Genomic DNA, 15,418 nt, shown 5'->3' with positions numbered 1-15,418 from the left:
GCCCACCGGGGACCTGGGGGACGGGCCCCCGCGACGACAGGAGAGACTTGGCGCATGGGGGACACCAGGGGCCTGCTCGGGCCGGCGGACGTGCGGGAGCTGGCCGGGCGGCTCGGCATCAGGCCGACGAAGACGCTCGGGCAGAACTTCGTCATCGACGCCAACACCGTCCGGCGGATCGTCCGGGCCGCCGAGCTGAGCCCTGACGACGTCGTCATCGAGGTGGGCCCCGGGCTCGGGTCGCTCACGCTGGCGCTGCTGCCGCTGGCGCGGCGCGTCGTCGCCGTGGAGATCGACCCGGCGCTCGCCGCCGAGCTGCCCGCCACCGCCGCGGCCCGCGAACCGGAGTTCGCCGGGCGGCTGGAGGTCGTGCGCGCCGACGCGATGAAGATCGCTGAGGTGCCGGGGCCGGCCCCGACGGCGCTGGTCGCGAACCTGCCCTACAACGTCGCCGTCCCCGTCGTCCTGCACCTGCTGGCCGTCCTGCCGTCGCTGCGGTCCGCGCTGGTGATGGTGCAGGCCGAGGTCGCCGACCGGATGGTCGCCGCGCCCGGCTCCAAGATCTACGGGGTGCCCTCGGTGAAGCTCGCCTGGTACGGGGACGCCCGCCGGGCCGGGCCGGTGGGCCGCGCGGTGTTCTGGCCCGCGCCGAACGTCGACTCCGGGCTCGTGGCGTTCACCCGCCGCGACCCGCCGGCGACGGCGGCGTCCCGGCAGGAGGTGTTCGCCGTGGTCGACGCCGCGTTCGCGCAGCGCCGCAAGACGCTGCGCGCGGCGCTCGCGGGCTGGGCCGGGTCGGCGGCCGCCGCCGAGGACGCGCTGCGCGCCGCGGGCGTGGACCCGCGGGCCCGGGGCGAAGCGCTGGACGTGGCCGCCTTCGCCCGGATTGCCGAGTATGGTCCTTCTCGCCGGGGTGATCACCCTCGAACCCCTGAGGCGAGGGCTCCCCGCGGGGGATGACGCATCAGCATGAGCCGGAGGTCGATGTGAAGGCGCGTTCGCGGGCGACGCGAGCCGGATGGCCGATCGTGGGGACGGCGCTGCTCGCGACCGCGGGCGTGGTCGCCACGGTCGCGGCGGGCTGCGGGGGCGGCGCCGGCGCGGCACCCAAGATCACGACGACGGCGCGGGCGGGCGTGGCGCCGGTCCCGCCGGCGCAGGGCGCCTACTTCGGGGCGTGGGTGCCGCCGGAGCGCGCGGGCCGTCCGTCGGCCTCGGCCTCCGCCTCCCCGTCCGGCTCCCATTCCGACCCGTCCTCGGATCCATCGGCGGGTTCGCCGTCCGGCTCGCCGTCGGGCTCCGCGTCGGAGACGCCGTCCGGGAAGGACGCCGGCAAGCCCGGCATGGCGCCCATCGTCGGCTTCGAGCAGCGCCTCGGCCGCCGGCTCGACATCGTGCAGAGCTACCGCGGCTGGAAGAGCGACTTCCCGGGCGCGCTGGAGGAGTCCGTCGCGGAGGGGAACCGCTACCTGCTGCTGACCTGGGACGGCGCCGACACCCGCGAGATCGTCCAGGGCGAGCACGACGAACTGATCGCCAAGCGCGCCCGCGCCGTCAAGGCCCTCGGCAAGCCGGTGTTCCTGCGCTGGTCGCGCGACATGGACAAGTCCACCAACCAGAGGAGCGTGCACTCGGCGGCCGACTTCACCGCCGCCTGGAAGCACGTGCGGGAGATCTTCAAGCGGGAGCGGGTCGACAACGTCGCCTGGGTGTGGTGCCCGACCGCCCGCGGCTTCAGCGGCGCGAACGCGGGCTCGTACTACCCCGGCGACGACCAGGTCGACTGGATCTGCGCCGACGCGCAGCCCGGCGCCGACTACGACTACCGCGACCTGTCGGAGGCGCTGAAGCTGTTCACCGAGTGGGCCCGCGGGCGGCACAAGCCCATCATGATCGCCGAGTTCGGGGTGCCGAAGTCCTACGGCCCGCGCCGCGCCGAATGGCTCCGCGAGGCCGCCAAGACCCTGCAGGACCCGCAGGTCAAGGCCGTCGTGTACTTCAACTCCGACGAGCAGGCGAAGAACGCCCGCGACAAGCGCCGCGCCTACTCGGTGACCGGCGACATGCACGCGACCTCGGCGCTCCGCGAACTCGCCACCGCGCCCTACTTCAACCCCCGCAACCTCCCCGTCACCAGTGGCGGCTGAGGGTCCCGTAGGGTTTCGCGAGTGAGCGCAGTGACGGTGCGGGTCCCCGCCAAGGTGAACCTCCAGCTCGGCGTCGGTCCGGTCCGCGACGACGGCTACCACGATCTCGTCAACGTGTTCCACGCGGTCTCCCTGTTCGACGAGGTGACGGCCGAGCCGGCCGAGCGGCTGGCGGTGGAGGTCGAGGCGGCCCCGCACGCGCGCGTCGCGGTCGACGGCGTCCCCACCGGTGAGGAGAACCTCGCCGCCAGGGCGGCCCGGCTCGTCGCCGCGCGCCTCGGCGTCGAGGGCGGCGTCCGGCTCTCGATCCGCAAGGCGATCCCGGTCGCGGGCGGCATGGCGGGCGGCAGCGCCGACGCCGCCGCCGCGCTCGTCGCGTGCGCCCGGCTCTGGGACGACCGGGAGCAGCCCGCCCTCACCCGCGACGACCTGATGGAGCTCGGCGGCGACCTCGGCAGCGACGTGCCGTTCGCCGTCCTCGGCGGCACGGCCGTCGGCCTCGGGCGCGGCGAGCGGCTCACCCCCGCCCTCACCCGCGGGACGTTCCACTGGGTGTTCGCCACCGCCGACGGCGGCCTGTCCACGCCCGCCGTCTACGGCGAATGCGACCGGCTCCGCCTGGCGGCGGGGGAGGCGGCCGCCTGGCCGACCGTGTCCGAGGCGCTGATGACCGCGCTCGCCACCGGCGACGCCAAGGCCCTCGGCGCCGCGCTCTCCAACGACCTGGAGCCCGCCGCCCTGTCGCTGCGCCCGTCGCTGAGCCGCACGCTCGACACCGGCCGCGAGCTCGGCGCGATCGGAGCGCTCGTCTCCGGCTCCGGCCCCACCTGCGCGTTCCTCGCCGAGACCCGCGAGGACGCCGCCGCCCTGGCGGACGCGCTGGAGACCGCCGGCGTCGCCGAGCAGATCGTCCGGGCCCACGGACCCGTCCCCGGGGCCACAATCCTCTGACGGAACGGTGTGCCGGCCGTGTCCCGGTAGCTGCCATCGTCACACAAGCGAACCTCGGGGTAGCAGAGCGCGTCCTCTAACGGTGACACCGGTTCCTTCGGTAGACCCGACCGGCGAGGTGGAACGATGACGTATCTGTCCGCGATGCTGGGCCTCGTGGCGATCGCCATGATGGGGACGCTCGTCCTGCTCGCGGTGCGCCGCGACCGGCATCTGCGCCGCAACGCCCCTGACAAGGTGGTGGCGGCCGCCGGAACGGGGTCCGCGGTTCCGGATTCCGCCATGCCGGGCTCCGCGGCCTCGGGCAACGCCGCGCCGGAGCCCGCGGCCCCCGGCTTCGTGGTGCCGGGGGAGCCGGGCGGGCAGTAGGCTCGCCGCGCGGCCGGGACCTTGGTCGCCCTGATCGATAGGTTCGCCTCCCCCGATTGTCGGAACTTAGCGAAATGGCTCGGCTTGGCATGCTGTCCCCCTTCCTGCTCCTGCTCCTGCTCCTGCTCCTGTTCTTTGCCGCCGTCGTGGTGGTCCTACTGGTGATCGCCACCAGCTCGTCGAGGTCCCGCAGGGGCGCGGCCTACGGGCCGCCCGGCGCCCCGTACCCGCCCCAGCAGCAGCCCGGCCAGTACGGCCAGTACGGCCAGCCGGGCCAGTACGGCCAACCCGGCCAGTACGGCCAACCGGGGCAATACGGCCAGCCCGGCCAGCCCGGTCAGTACGGCCAGCCGGGGGACCAGGGCCAGTACGGGCAACCCGGTCAGTACGGCCAGCCGGGAGACCAGGGCCAGTACGGGCAGCCTGGGGAGCAGGGCCAGTACGGGCAGCCGGGGCAGCCGGGACAGCCCGGTCCTTCGAGCCCGCCGCCCCCGAACTGATCGTCCGGGCGGGGCGCGCCGTGCGAGCGGTGCGCGGAGGGCAATACGCTTGAAGGCGCCGTGAATCTGATCAATCTTGAGAACGTCGCCAAGGCCTACGGGCCCAAGCCACTGCTCGACGCCGTGTCCCTCGGCCTGGACGAGGGCGACCGCGTCGGCGTCGTCGGCCGCAACGGCGGCGGCAAGAGCACCCTCGTGTCCGTCCTCGCGCGGGAGACCGAACCCGACGACGGCCGCGTCACCCACGCGCGCGGCCTGCGGCTCGGCTACCTGACCCAGCGGGACGCGTTCCCGGAGTCCGCGACCGTCCGGTCCGTGGTACTGGGCGACCGCGCCGAGCACGAGTGGGCCGGCGACGTCCGCGCCCGCGACATCCTCGGCGGCCTGCTCGCCGACCTCGACCTGGACGCGCCGCTGGCCGGGATGTCCGGCGGGGAGCGCCGCCGCGTCGCGCTGGCCCGGCTCCTCGTCCCCGAGTCCGACCTGCTCCTGCTGGACGAGCCCACCAACCACCTCGACATCGAGGCGATCGACTGGCTGGCCCGGCACCTGAAGGGCCGCAAGGTCGCGCTGCTCGTCGTCACCCACGACCGCTGGTTCCTGGACGAGGTCACCGACCGCACGTGGGAGGTCGTCGACGGCCGCGTCGAACGCTACGAGGGCGGCTACTCCGCCTACGTCCTCGCCAAGGCCGAGCGCTCCCGCATCGCCGCCGCCACCGAGGCCAAGCGGCAGAACCTGCTCCGCAAGGAGCTGGCGTGGCTGCGCCGCGGCCCGCAGGCCCGCACGTCCAAGCCCAAGTTCCGGGTGGATGCCGCGCAGGCCCTCATCGCCGACGAGCCGCCGGCGCGCGACTCGGTGGAGCTGACCCGGTTCGCGACGGCGCGGCTCGGCAAGACCGTCTACGACATCGAGGACGTCGACGTCCGCCTGGGCGACCGCGACCTGTTCCGGCGCATGACGTGGCGGCTCGGCCCGGGCGACCGCGTCGGGCTCGTCGGCGTCAACGGCAGCGGAAAGAGCACGCTGCTGCGTCTCCTGGACGGCTCCGTCCGGCCGGTGTCCGGAACGGTGGTGCAGGGCAAGACCGTCCAGCTCGCGCACCTGTCGCAGAACCTGGAAGAGCTCGACCCCGCCCGGCGCGTCCTGGAGTCGGTGGAGGAGATCCGCCGCCGCATCACCGTGGGCAAGCGCGAGTGGACGGCGAGCCAGCTCCTCGAACGCCTCGGCTTCGCGGGCGACCGGCAGTGGACGCCCGTCGGCGACCTGTCCGGCGGTGAGCGCCGCCGCCTGCAACTGCTCCGCCTCCTCATGGCCGAACCCAACGTCCTCCTCTTGGACGAGCCCACCAACGACCTCGACATCGAGACCCTCACCGAGGTCGAGGACCTGCTGGACGGCTGGCCCGGCACCCTCGTCGTCGTCAGCCACGACCGGTACTTCCTGGAGCGCATCACCGACCACGTCGTCGCGCTGCTCGGCGACGGCCGCGTGTCGCTGCTCCCCGGCGGCGTCGACGAGTACCTCGAACGCCGCGCCGCCGGAACCGCCCCCAAACCCGGCGCCGTCCGCGACGAGCCCGCCCCGCCGCCCCCCAAGCCCAAGGCCGGCGGCCAGGACTGGAAGGCCCGCAAGGAACTCGACCGCCTCGAACGCCGCCTGGAGAAGCTCGCCGGGCAGCAGGCCACCCTCCACGAGCAGCTGGCCGCGCACGCCACCGACTACGCCAAGCTCCAGGAACTGGACGCCCGCCTCAAGGAGATCCAGACCGAGGCCGCCGAGGTCGAAGAGGAATGGCTCATGCTCGCCGAAGATCTCGGCTAGCAGGAGTTTCCTGGCGGTTTTTGGGCGTACCGGGCATCATCCCCTGGATGACGACCTGGATCCTGAAGACGGACGAGCCGGGCGACGGTCCGCGCCTCGCCGTCAAGGACGCGATCGACGTCGCCGGGCTGCCCACCACCGCGGGCTGCCAGGCGGTCGCCGAACGCGCCGAGCCCGCCGCGGTGGACGCGCCCGTCGTCGCGTCCGCCCGCGCGCAGGGTGCCCGCATCGCCGGCAAGACCAACCTCAACGAGCTGTGCATGGCCGCGGACGGCGTCAACCCGTGGACGGGCACGCCGGTGAACCCGCTCGACCCGTCGCGGGTCCCGGGCGGCTCGTCCAGCGGCTCCGCGGTCGCCGTCGCCACCGGCGAGGCCGACGTGGCGTTCGGGACCGACACCTCCGGGTCCGTCCGCATTCCCGCCGCGTGCTGCGGCATCGCGGGCCTGAAGACAACGAACGGCCGCGTCCCCCTGAACGGCGTCTACCCGCTGTCGCCGACGCTGGACGTCGTCGGGCCGATGGGACGCGACGTCGCCGCCGTCGTCCTCGGGATGCGCCTGCTCGAACCCGGCTTCACGCCCGTCCCCTACGACCCGTCCTGGACGATCGCGCGCCTCCGCGTGGACGGCGTGGACCCGGCGATCGACGCCGCCGTCGACGACGCCCTGCGCCGCCTCGGCCCCGTCACCGACGTCACGTCCGAGCACTACGCCGACGCCGCCACCGCCAACGGCGTCATCATCAGCGACGAGGCCCCGCGCCAGAACTGCCGCCTTCTCGCCGAGCCGGACAAGCTGAGCGGGCGCATCGCCCGCCGCATCCAGCACATGATCGATGTGTCCGAGGCGGGGATGCTCGACTGGGCGCTCGGCGTGCGGAAATCGATCAGGGCCGAACTGGACGCCATCCTCGCCCGGCACACCGCGATCGCCCTGCCCGTCCTGACGTGCCTCCCGCCAGAACCCGACGAGGCGGACGAGTCCGACCTCGTCCTCACCGCCCTGGTAGGCCAGATCAACGTGGCCGGCCTCCCCGCGTTCGCCCTCCCCGTCCCAATGCCAGGCTCGCACCTCCCCACATCCGTCCAGCTCATCGGCCGCGCGGGCGCCGAAGACCACCTCTGCGCCCTGGCCGCCACCCTGGAAACCGCCCTGGCTCCCTGACGCGATGTCACCAAGCGTCGCCGGGTGCGTTGACTTGCGGCGTGAGCGGCCGACGCGCCACGCCCTAACGCTCTTGGACGTGCCACGCCCTAACGCGCTTGGAGTGGACCTGAGCGGGGCCGCGGGTCGGGCGGCCGGAAGGCGCTCTAGGCGCCTGGAGGTCGCCCGACCCGCCGAGCCGGGCGACCGCAGCGCCACGCCGAAACCCGCACGGGCCCGAAAACCCGCACCGTGGCGTGAGGATCGCCCGGCTCGCAACGGGGGGTTCCAGGGGGGTCGCTACCCCTGGGAAAAATCGAAGGGGATCAGCAAGGTTCTCAGGAGGGTGGCGAGGGTGTCGCGTTGGTCGGGGGAGAGGCTTTCCAGGATCGCCTGCTCGCGGCGGAGCAGGTCGGCGAACGCGGCGTCGACTCGGGTCAGGCCCGCCTTGGTCAGGCGGACCTGGACGCCGCGCTTGTCCTGCGGGTCGGGGTGCCGCTCGACCAGGCCCGCCGCCGCCAGGCGGTCGATGCGGTTCGTCATCGTGCCGGACGTCACCAGGGTCGCGTGCAGCAGGCGGCCGGGGCTCAGCTGGTAGGGGGCGCCGGCCCGGCGCAGCGCGGTGAGCACGTCGAACTCCCACGACTCCAGGCCGTGGTCGGCGAAGACGGCGCGGCGGGCGCGGTCGAGGTGGCGGGCCAGCCGGGAGACGCGGCTGAGGACCTGCAGCGGCCGGACGTCCAGGTCCGGACGCTCGGTGTTCCACGCCTCGACCAGCCTGTCGACCTCATCGCGCATGCCGACACCCTACCTGTCTTGATATCGAGAAAGGTGGGTGCGGGATCAGCGCCGGGCGCCCAGCGCCGCGGCGATCCGCTCCGCCGCCTCCGGCGCCTGCCGGACCCCCTCGCGGTAGACCTGCGCCCAGCGCGACCGGTCCCCGAGGTTCGGCCCGAACGCCTCCAGCGCCCGCTCGTCCGGGACGATCCGGACGTCACCGCCGCCGCCCCGGGGCATCGGCTCCACCACGACGAGCGGCCCGGCCCCCTTCACCAGTTCCGCGTCCGACCATCCGGTGAACGCGCCGTCCATGTAGCGGCGCCCGCCGATCGGCACCGGCTCGCAGAACCCGGGCGCGGCGCTGCTCGCGGCCACCGCCAGCGTCAGCGGGACGCCGCTCGACGCTTCCCACAGCACCGGTTCGCCCGACACGGCGTCCACCCCGGTGATCAGCAGCCGGGTGTCCGGCCACGCGTCCGTGCCGACCAGGTACCGCATGCTCGCGCGATGGCGCTCCGCGGGCGGCGCCGCCGCGTCCAGCGCCAGGCGCCCGATCCGCCGCCTGGCCTCGTCCGGTTCCAGTCCCGGCGTGCCGCCCACCTCGAACACCCGCGCCATCACCGAGCCGTCCACCGGCGCGGGCGGCTCGCTCGGCGGCGGCAGTTCGGCCAGCGCCGCCAGGTCTCGGCCCGTGGTGATCGCGGCTCCGGCGATGGCGCCCGCCGACGTGCCGACGACCACCCCCGCGTCCGTCGGCTCCACGCCCGCCTTGCGCAGCCCCGCCGCCAGCCCGATCAGCCACGCCGTCCCGACCGGGCCGCCAGGGCCGAGCGCCAGCGCCCAGCCGTTCTCGTCGTCTGTCATGGCAGTGAGCCTAGGAGCCCGCTTTGCAAGGGCGCATCAGTCAGGCGACCGGGCCGCGGTGACGGGCCACAAGATTCTTGACATCAAGATAGCGGCGGGGCATCATGTCTCTTGATGTCGAGAGAAACCGCGGCCGTGTGGGACCCCGCGCAGTACGGGGTCTTCGGCGACGAGCGCGCCAGGCCCTTCAACGAACTCGCCGGACGGCTCGGCGGCCCCCCGCCCGCCCGCGTCGCCGACCTCGGCTGCGGGAGCGGCGAACTCACCGCCACCCTCGCCGCCCGCTGGCCGGACGCCGTCATCGACGCCCTCGACAGCTCCCCCGAGATGATCGCCGCCGCGCGCGAGCACGAGATCCCGGGACGGCTGGCCTTCCGCGTCGCCGACGTCGCCGCCTGGGAGCCCGAGCAACCGGTCGACCTCGTCATCTCCAACGCCGTCCTGCAGTGGGTCCCCGAGCACCCCGACCTGCTGCCACGGTGGGTCGACGCGCTCGCCCCCGGCGGACGCCTCGCCTTCCAGGTCCCCGGCAACTTCGACGCGCCCAGCCACGTCCTGCTGCGCGAGATGGGCCGATCCCCGAAGTGGGGCGGCAGAATTGCGCACCTGCAGCACGACGCGCCCGTCCTCGACCCCGCCGGCTACCTCGACCTCCTTGCCCGCCTCGGATGCGCCGTCGACGCCTGGGAGACCACCTACACGCAGGTGCTCCAGGGCGAGGATCCCGTCCTCGAATGGGTCAAGGGCACCGCGCTGAGGCCCGTCCTCTCCGCGCTCGGCCCGGACGAGGCCGGCGAGTTCCTCGCCGAGTACCGGGAGAGGCTCAGGCGGGCCTATCCCGCCGCCCCCTACGGCACCGTGTTCCCGTTCCGGAGGATCTTCGTGATCGCGGCCAGGAACGACCCCTAGACGGGACGCCGCCCGCCTGCCCGAGGGAAGCGACTCTGTTCCCCTGCGGTGCGCCACCTCCGGCGGACGGGCGGCGTCCGTACGACCCGGCTCGCGACCCGAGACCGGCGACCCCGGCCGGCGGCCTTCCGGACGAACTCCGGAAGGCCGCCGGCGCGCCACGTCCGGAGGCAACCATGATCACCGGCGTCCACCACGTGCAGCTCGCCGCACCGCCCGGCAGCGAGGACCGGCTCCGCGCCTTCTACGGCGGCGTCCTCGGCCTCGAAGAGGTCCCCAAACCGCCCGAACTCGCCAAGCGCGGCGGCGCCTGGTTCCGCGGCCCCGGGGTCGAACTCCACCTCGGCATCGAGCCCGGCTTCCGGCCCGCCCGCAAGGCGCACCCGGGCCTGCTCGTCGACGACCTCGACGCCCTCGCGGCCCGCCTGCGGGCCGCCGGCCACGACGTCACGCCCGACGACCTGTTCCCGGGCCACCGCCGCTTCTACGCCGACGACCCCGTCGGGAACCGGCTGGAGTTCCTGCGGCCCTCAGGCTGACGGGTCCGCGAGCTCCTCGAAGTCGCGCCGCGCCCGCCGCTGGGCCTTCTCCGCCTTCGCCGCCGCCTTCTCCTCGGCCCGCTCCGCCTTCGCGGCGGCCTTCTCCGCGCGCTTCTCCTGCCGCTCCATCTCCTTGCGGCGCCGGCGCGGATCCAGCGACGGCCTCGGCTCCAGCCCGGACAGCCCGTTCCAGGCCAGGTTCACGATGTGCGCGGCCACGTCCTCGCGGCGCGGCTTGCGGACGTCCAGCCACCACTGGCCCGTCAGCGCCACCATGCCCACCAGGCTCTGCGCGTACAGCGACGCGAACTTGTCGTCGTACCCGTGGCGGTCGAACTCCTGCGCCAGTATGTACTCGACCTCGCCCGCGATCTCGCTCAGCAGGCTCGCGTAGCTGCCGGTCCCCGTCCCGCCGTGCGAGTCGCGGACGAGGATCCGGAACCCGTCCGGACGCTCCTCGATGTACTCCAGCAGCGCCAGCGCCGCCTTCTCCAGCTTGCTCCGGTAGTGCACCACCGAGTTCAGCGAGTCGGTGACGAGCCCCAGCAGCCGCTCGAACTCCCGGTCGACGACGACCGCGTAGAGCCCCTCCTTGCCGCCGAAGTGCTCGTACACCACCGGCTTGGACACCCCGGCCGCCGACGCGATCTCCTCGACCGAGGTGCCGTCCAGGCCGCGCTCGGCGAACAGCGTCCGGCCGATCTCGAGGAGCTGCTCGCGGCGTTCCTTGCCGGTCATCCGCTTCCTGCGGATCCTGGGAACGGGTTCTGTCACAGGATCAATTGTGGCGGTCAAGCCGCCTGCTTCGTGCGCTTGGCGGCGAGCCGCTCCTGGTTCGGCCAGCGGACGTCGCGGGCCAGACCGAGCTTCTCGAACATCCAGATGATGCGCGCGCTGATGTCGACCTGCCCCTTCAGCACGCCGTGCCGCGCGCAGGTCGGGTCCGAGTGGTGCAGGTTGTGCCACGACTCGCCCAGCGACGGGATCGCCAGCCACCACACGTTGCGCGACTTGTCCCGGACCTCGAACTCCTCCTTGCCGAACGTGTGGCAGATCGAGTTGATGGACCACGTGACGTGGTGGACCATCGTGATCCGGACGAACCCGGCCCAGAACAGCGCCGTGAGGAAGCCCGCCCACGACATGGTGACGAGCCCGCCGATCAGCGCCGGGAGCAGGAACGACACCGCGACCAGGCCCGGGAAGGCCAGGTGGATGCGCCGGATGTCGCGGTCGTCGAGCAGGTCCTTGGCGAACCGCTGCTTGGAGGTGCGGTTGGCGTCGAACAGCCACCCGTAGTGCGCCCAGGCGAGGCCCTTGGCCAGCGCCTTCCAGTCGTCGCCGAACCGCCACGGCGAGTGCGGGTCGAACTCCTTGTCCGAGTGCTTGTGGTGCCGCCGGTGGTCGGCGACCCACGTGATGACCGGACCCTCGATGGCCAGGCTCCCGGCCAGCGCCATGAAGATCTTCAGGCCGCGGGTGGCCTTGAAGGACCCGTGGGTGAAGTAGCGGTGGTAGCCGACCGTGATGCCCCCGGCCGACAGGAGGTAGAAGACGGCCATGAGCGCGACGTCCGTCCAGCCGAGAAACCGGCCCCAGGCCAGCGGGACGGCGGCGAACAGTGCCAGGAAGGGCACCGCGGTGAACACGGCGACCAGCGCCCGTTCCGCGTTGCCGCGCTTCTGGGGCGCGAGTTCGGGACGCCGCTGCGGGCGGGGCGGATCCATCGTCGGAGCGGTTGTCATGCGTCATCACTTCCTGTGACTCGGGCAGCCTTACCTACGCCAACGTAACCTACGAGACCGTAGGTTGTGCAGAGCCGAACCGTAAAATGAGCGGGAAACTGCCTCTTCGGCCACACAACTCTCTTGCGGAACGGAGGGTCGACGAGCCACCGCGGAAGGACGGTCGGGCGTGGGCCCTCGCCCTGACCGTACGCGCCGTGCGAAGTGCTCCCTCGCCGGATCGCGGTAGGCGACGCCTCCGGAGCCGGTTGCTCCGGGCTCGCCGACCGCCGCGTCTCCGCGGAGACCGGTGCGCCGCTCGACCGGGCCCTGGCCGCTCGGCACGCAGTTTGCTTGCTCGATGACACACGTTCTAAACCAACCCGGACAAAACGGCCTCGGTGCGAGGTGCTGCCGGCCGATGAACCCGCGGTGCCGTGCTCGGAGGCCTCCGGGGCACGCCTGATCGGCCGTTCCGGGGGAGGTTCTCAGCGAGGTTTCGCCGACCGCGGCGGGCGAAGGCGATAAGTGTGGGGTCGTGCGGCCCGCACCGGTATCGTGGGCCCTTGCAGGCGCCCTCGCGATGGCGATGAGCCCTGCTGGTCCGCCGTAGCGTAACGGGTAACGCAGCTGATTTTGGTTCAGAAGAGTCCAGGTTCGAGTCCTGGCGGCGGAGCTGTCGGAAATGTCCCGAGGGGTGGCCCTCGGGTGGGTGATGGGGTGACAGGAGCGGGGCGGGCGGTATCCTGCCCGTGTCGGGTTCGCCCCGGCCTGCCGTGTCGTGATGTCGCAGGTGGGCGGGCCCGCGACCGATCCCCGTCCGCGATGCCGAGGAGCCTCCTTGTGAGCGCTGCGAGCCGCCCGGCCGCCGTCATCGTCCTCGCCGCGGGCGAGGGCACCCGGATGAAGTCCCGTACCTCGAAGGTGCTGCACGAGCTGTGCGGGCGCAGCATGCTCGGCCACGTGCTGGCCGCCGCCCGCGAGCTGGAGCCCGAGCGGCTCGTCGTGGTCGTCGGGCACCGGCGCGAGCAGGTCGTCGAGCACCTCGCCGAGCACGCGCCGGACGCGGAGGCCGCCGTCCAGGAGCAGCAGGGCGGGACGGGCCACGCCGTGCGGATGGCGCTGGAGCACACGGGCGCGCTGAACGGGACGGTCGTGGTGACGAACGGCGACCACCCGCTGCTGCGCGGCGAGACGCTGCGGGCGCTCGTCGAGGCGCACGAGGACGAGGGCAACGCCGTCACCGTGCTGACGACCGAGATGCCCGACGCGACCGGCTACGGGCGCATGGTCCGGGCGGCGGACGGCAGCGCCGAGGCGATCGTGGAGCACAAGGACGCCACCGAAGAGCAGCGCGCCATCAGCGAGATCAACGTCGGCATGTACGCGTTCGACGGCGCGCTCCTGGCGGACGCGCTGAAGCGGGTGACCACCGACAACGCGGGCGGCGAGGAGTACCTCACCGACGTGGTGGCGATCCTGCGCGGCGACGGTCACCGGGCGGGCGCGCATCTGGCCGCCGACTGGGTGGAGACCCAGGGCGTCAACGACAAGGTCCAGCTGGCGCAGGCGCGCAGGCAGCTGAACGACCGGATCCTCGAAGCGCACATGCGGGCCGGCGTCACCATCGTCGACCCGGCGTCCACGTGGATCGACGTGCAGGTGACCGCCGAGCCGGACGCCGAGATCCACCCCGGGACGCAGCTGCACGGCCGGACGCATCTGGGCGAGGGCGCGCGGATCGGCCCGGGCTGCACGCTGACCGACACGGTGGTCGGCGCCGGCGCGTCGGTGACCAACGCGGTGTGCGTGGAAGCGGAGATCGGGCCGGAGGCCTCGGTCGGGCCGTACGCCTACCTGCGGCCCGGGACGCGGCTGGCGCCCAAGGCCAAGATCGGGACGTACGTCGAGACCAAGAACGCCGACATCGGCGAGGGCACGAAGGTGCCGCACCTGACCTACGTGGGCGACGCCGAGATCGGCGCGGGCTCGAACATCGGCGCGAGCTCGGTGTTCGTCAACTACGACGGTGTGCAGAAGCACCGCAGCGTCATCGGCTCCCATGTGAAGGTCGGCAGCGACAACATGATCGTGGCGCCGGTGACGATCGGGGACGGCGCCTACACCGCGGCCGGCTCGGTGATCGTCCAGGACGTCCCGCCGGGGGCCATGGCGGTCGCGCGGGGGCGGCAGCGCAACGTCGAGGGCTGGGTCGAGCGCAGGCGGGCGGGGACGCCCGCGGCCGAGGCGGCCCGGCGTGCCCGGGAGGGCGAGGAGGACGCGCGGTAGCGCGCCCGATGAGGACTGCCCCGCCGCAGGGCGGGGAGGTGGAGGACGACGGCGTCTTCCGGAACAACAGAGAGCCGCCCGACGTGAGAGCGGCTCGGTCACAAGACGACCGCGCACCGGACTCTTTGGCGCGCGGGTAGTGGGGACAACCACCCACATGTAGGGCATAGTTCCATTGAGGGGGAGTTGTCAGAGGTGAGTGGGATCAAAACGAGCGGCCAGAAGAAGCTGATGCTCTTCACCGGCCGAGCCCACCCTGACCTGGCCAGGGAAGTAGCCGACAACCTCCAGGTCGAGCTGACGCCGACGTCCGCCTACGACTTCGCCAACGGCGAGACGTTCGTGCGGTTCCTGGAGTCGGTGCGCGGCTCCGACGCGTTCGTGGTCCAGAGTCACACGGCTCCCATCAATCAGTGGATCATGGAGCAGCTGATCATGGTGGACGCGCTGAAGCGCGCGTCGGCCAAGCGGATCACGGTGGTGGCGCCGTTCTTCGGCTACGCCCGGCAGGACAAGAAGCACCGCGGCCGCGAGCCGATCTCGGCGCGGCTGATGGCCGACCTGTTCAAGACGGCGGGCGCCGACCGGCTGATCACGGTGGACCTGCACACCGCGCAGATCCAGGGCTTCTTCGACGGCCCGGTGGACCACCTGTTCGCGCTGGACCTGCTGGCCAGGCACTTCGAGAGCCGGCTGGACACCTCCCAGGTCACGGTGGTCGCGCCGGATGCGGGCCGGGTGCGGGTCACCGAGCGGTGGAGCGACCGGCTGGGCGGCGTCCCGATGGCGATCATCCACAAGAAGCGCGACCCGGACGTGGCGAACGAGGTCAAGGTGTTCGACGTGGTCGGCGAGGTCGCGGGCCGCACCTGCGTCGTGGTGGACGACATGATCGACACCGGCGGGACGATCGTGAAGGCGGCGGACGCGCTGTTCGACCAGGGCGCGACGAAGGTGGTCGTGGCGGCGACGCACGGCGTGCTGTCGGGTCCGGCGGTGGACCGGCTGAAGAACTCCCGGATCTCCGAGGTGGTGCTGACGAACACGCTGCCGATCCCGGAGGAGAAGCAGTTCGACAAGCTCACGGTGCTGTCGATCGCTCCGCTGGTCGCGCGGGCGATCAACGAGGTGTTCTCCGACGGCTCGGTCACGAGCCTCTTCGGCGGCCACAGCTAGGTCTTCGTTCCGGCCGCGTCGTCCGGCGCGGCGCGAGGCACCGGGATCGGTCCCGGCATGGGCGTGATGGGCGCGGCGGCGCCCATGGCGCAGGCAGGGCCTTGGCGTTGGGCGTTGCCGTGTTGGGCTAGACTTGTGCAACCGCGTATGCCCCAGGACGTTCAAGTGCGGTGCCGGCGCAGGGGCCGCACTCCCCGGGGA

15 protein-coding genes and 1 tRNA gene are annotated in these 15,418 nt (G+C 72.8%); 12 read left to right on the top strand and 4 right to left on the bottom strand.

Annotated features, from left to right (window positions below; translation table 11 throughout):
* Positions 1 to 54: 54 nt before the first annotated feature.
* The 7 genes from rsmA to ABWI07_RS07900 all read left to right on the top strand — a co-directional run bounded on the left by rsmA (position 55) and on the right by ABWI07_RS07900 (position 6,957).
* Positions 55 to 960 carry a 16S rRNA (adenine(1518)-N(6)/adenine(1519)-N(6))-dimethyltransferase RsmA gene (gene rsmA, locus ABWI07_RS07930; RefSeq protein ID WP_149260985.1) on the top strand — a complete coding sequence of 302 codons (906 nt, stop codon included), beginning with the start codon at positions 55 to 57 and terminating at the stop codon, positions 958 to 960.
* Complete coding sequence (locus tag ABWI07_RS07925) at positions 957 to 2,147, top strand: glycoside hydrolase family 26 protein (protein WP_235036988.1); 1,191 nt, start codon at positions 957 to 959, stop codon at positions 2,145 to 2,147. Before rsmA ends, ABWI07_RS07925 begins: the two co-directional genes overlap by 4 nt.
* A 21-nt stretch (positions 2,148 to 2,168) precedes the next feature.
* Positions 2,169 to 3,098, top strand: coding sequence for a 4-(cytidine 5'-diphospho)-2-C-methyl-D-erythritol kinase (locus ABWI07_RS07920; protein WP_353818056.1), 930 nt, complete (start codon positions 2,169 to 2,171; stop codon positions 3,096 to 3,098).
* A 126-nt stretch (positions 3,099 to 3,224) separates the two neighbouring features.
* Positions 3,225 to 3,467 (top strand): hypothetical protein, encoded by a 243-nt coding sequence (locus ABWI07_RS07915; RefSeq protein ID WP_149260984.1) that lies wholly within the window; start codon positions 3,225 to 3,227, stop codon positions 3,465 to 3,467.
* Positions 3,468 to 3,541: 74 nt separating this feature from the next.
* Positions 3,542 to 3,967 carry a hypothetical protein gene (locus tag ABWI07_RS07910; RefSeq protein ID WP_353818055.1) on the top strand — a complete coding sequence of 142 codons (426 nt, stop codon included), beginning with the start codon at positions 3,542 to 3,544 and terminating at the stop codon, positions 3,965 to 3,967.
* A 60-nt stretch (positions 3,968 to 4,027) separates the two neighbouring features.
* Positions 4,028 to 5,791 carry an ABC-F family ATP-binding cassette domain-containing protein gene (locus tag ABWI07_RS07905; RefSeq protein ID WP_353818054.1) on the top strand — a complete coding sequence of 588 codons (1,764 nt, stop codon included), beginning with the start codon at positions 4,028 to 4,030 and terminating at the stop codon, positions 5,789 to 5,791.
* A gap of 47 nt (positions 5,792 to 5,838) precedes the next feature.
* Entirely contained in the window at positions 5,839 to 6,957 is a 1,119-nt protein-coding gene (locus ABWI07_RS07900; protein WP_353818053.1) for an amidase, read from the top strand.
* Between the two features lie 279 nt (positions 6,958 to 7,236).
* Here the strand turns inward: ABWI07_RS07900 and ABWI07_RS07895 are convergent, their stop codons facing one another.
* Together ABWI07_RS07895 and ABWI07_RS07890 are read right to left on the bottom strand one after the other, a co-directional pair.
* Positions 7,237 to 7,734, bottom strand: a complete 498-nt coding sequence (locus ABWI07_RS07895) for a MarR family winged helix-turn-helix transcriptional regulator (protein ID WP_353818052.1) — start codon at positions 7,732 to 7,734, stop codon at positions 7,237 to 7,239.
* 45 nt (positions 7,735 to 7,779) lie between these two features.
* Complete coding sequence (locus ABWI07_RS07890; RefSeq protein ID WP_149260980.1) at positions 7,780 to 8,580, bottom strand: patatin-like phospholipase family protein; 801 nt, start codon at positions 8,578 to 8,580, stop codon at positions 7,780 to 7,782.
* A 114-nt stretch (positions 8,581 to 8,694) separates the two neighbouring features.
* On the opposite strand from ABWI07_RS07890, the gene ABWI07_RS07885 reads away from it, so the two are divergent.
* Positions 8,695 to 9,489 carry a trans-aconitate 2-methyltransferase gene (locus tag ABWI07_RS07885; RefSeq protein ID WP_353818051.1) on the top strand — a complete coding sequence of 265 codons (795 nt, stop codon included), beginning with the start codon at positions 8,695 to 8,697 and terminating at the stop codon, positions 9,487 to 9,489.
* A gap of 176 nt (positions 9,490 to 9,665) precedes the next feature.
* A complete protein-coding gene (locus tag ABWI07_RS07880) occupies positions 9,666 to 10,028 on the top strand; it encodes a VOC family protein (RefSeq protein ID WP_353818050.1) in 363 nt (120 codons plus the stop codon).
* On the opposite strand, the gene ABWI07_RS07875 is transcribed toward ABWI07_RS07880, so the two are convergent.
* Positions 10,020 to 10,802, bottom strand: coding sequence for a TetR/AcrR family transcriptional regulator (locus ABWI07_RS07875; RefSeq protein WP_268843265.1), 783 nt, complete (start codon positions 10,800 to 10,802; stop codon positions 10,020 to 10,022). The genes ABWI07_RS07880 and ABWI07_RS07875 overlap by 9 nt on opposite strands.
* Before the next feature lie 17 nt (positions 10,803 to 10,819).
* The gene (locus tag ABWI07_RS07870) at positions 10,820 to 11,773 is read right to left on the bottom strand and encodes an acyl-CoA desaturase (protein WP_149260977.1); all 954 of its coding nucleotides are present in this window, start codon (positions 11,771 to 11,773) and stop codon (positions 10,820 to 10,822) included.
* A 582-nt stretch (positions 11,774 to 12,355) separates the two neighbouring features.
* On the opposite strand from ABWI07_RS07870, the gene ABWI07_RS07865 reads away from it, so the two are divergent.
* From ABWI07_RS07865 to ABWI07_RS07855, 3 genes are all read left to right on the top strand, one after another.
* Positions 12,356 to 12,428: transfer RNA gene (locus ABWI07_RS07865), tRNA-Gln, on the top strand.
* Positions 12,429 to 12,595: 167 nt separating this feature from the next.
* A complete protein-coding gene (gene glmU, locus ABWI07_RS07860) occupies positions 12,596 to 14,041 on the top strand; it encodes a bifunctional UDP-N-acetylglucosamine diphosphorylase/glucosamine-1-phosphate N-acetyltransferase GlmU (RefSeq protein ID WP_268843264.1) in 1,446 nt (481 codons plus the stop codon).
* Between the two features lie 195 nt (positions 14,042 to 14,236).
* Entirely contained in the window at positions 14,237 to 15,217 is a 981-nt protein-coding gene (locus tag ABWI07_RS07855; protein ID WP_141578287.1) for a ribose-phosphate diphosphokinase, read from the top strand.
* The last annotated feature ends 201 nt before the right edge of the window (positions 15,218 to 15,418 follow it).

The sequence above is a fragment of the Actinomadura sp. NPDC000600 genome (genome assembly GCF_040492135.1).
Taxonomy (GTDB): domain Bacteria; phylum Actinomycetota; class Actinomycetes; order Streptosporangiales; family Streptosporangiaceae; genus Spirillospora.
Note: the sequence above shows the minus strand (reverse complement) of the source record. Positions and strands in the feature narration are given on the sequence as shown.

Excerpts from the sequence above, each read along its gene's own strand:
- ABWI07_RS07910 (WP_353818055.1), top strand. The coding sequence starts at position 3,542 with ATGGCTCGGCTTGGCATGCTGTCCCCCTTCCTGCTCCTGCTCCTGCTC.
- ABWI07_RS07895 (WP_353818052.1), bottom strand. The coding sequence starts at position 7,734 with ATGCGCGATGAGGTCGACAGGCTGGTCGAGGCGTGGAACACCGAGCGT.
- ABWI07_RS07925 (WP_235036988.1), top strand. The coding sequence starts at position 957 with ATGACGCATCAGCATGAGCCGGAGGTCGATGTGAAGGCGCGTTCGCGG.
- ABWI07_RS07885 (WP_353818051.1), top strand. The coding sequence starts at position 8,695 with ATGTCGAGAGAAACCGCGGCCGTGTGGGACCCCGCGCAGTACGGGGTC.
- ABWI07_RS07900 (WP_353818053.1), top strand. The coding sequence starts at position 5,839 with ATGACGACCTGGATCCTGAAGACGGACGAGCCGGGCGACGGTCCGCGC.
- rsmA (WP_149260985.1), top strand. The coding sequence starts at position 55 with ATGGGGGACACCAGGGGCCTGCTCGGGCCGGCGGACGTGCGGGAGCTG.
- ABWI07_RS07915 (WP_149260984.1), top strand. The coding sequence starts at position 3,225 with ATGACGTATCTGTCCGCGATGCTGGGCCTCGTGGCGATCGCCATGATG.
- ABWI07_RS07880 (WP_353818050.1), top strand. The coding sequence starts at position 9,666 with ATGATCACCGGCGTCCACCACGTGCAGCTCGCCGCACCGCCCGGCAGC.
- ABWI07_RS07890 (WP_149260980.1), bottom strand. The coding sequence starts at position 8,580 with ATGACAGACGACGAGAACGGCTGGGCGCTGGCGCTCGGCCCTGGCGGC.
- ABWI07_RS07870 (WP_149260977.1), bottom strand. The coding sequence starts at position 11,773 with ATGACAACCGCTCCGACGATGGATCCGCCCCGCCCGCAGCGGCGTCCC.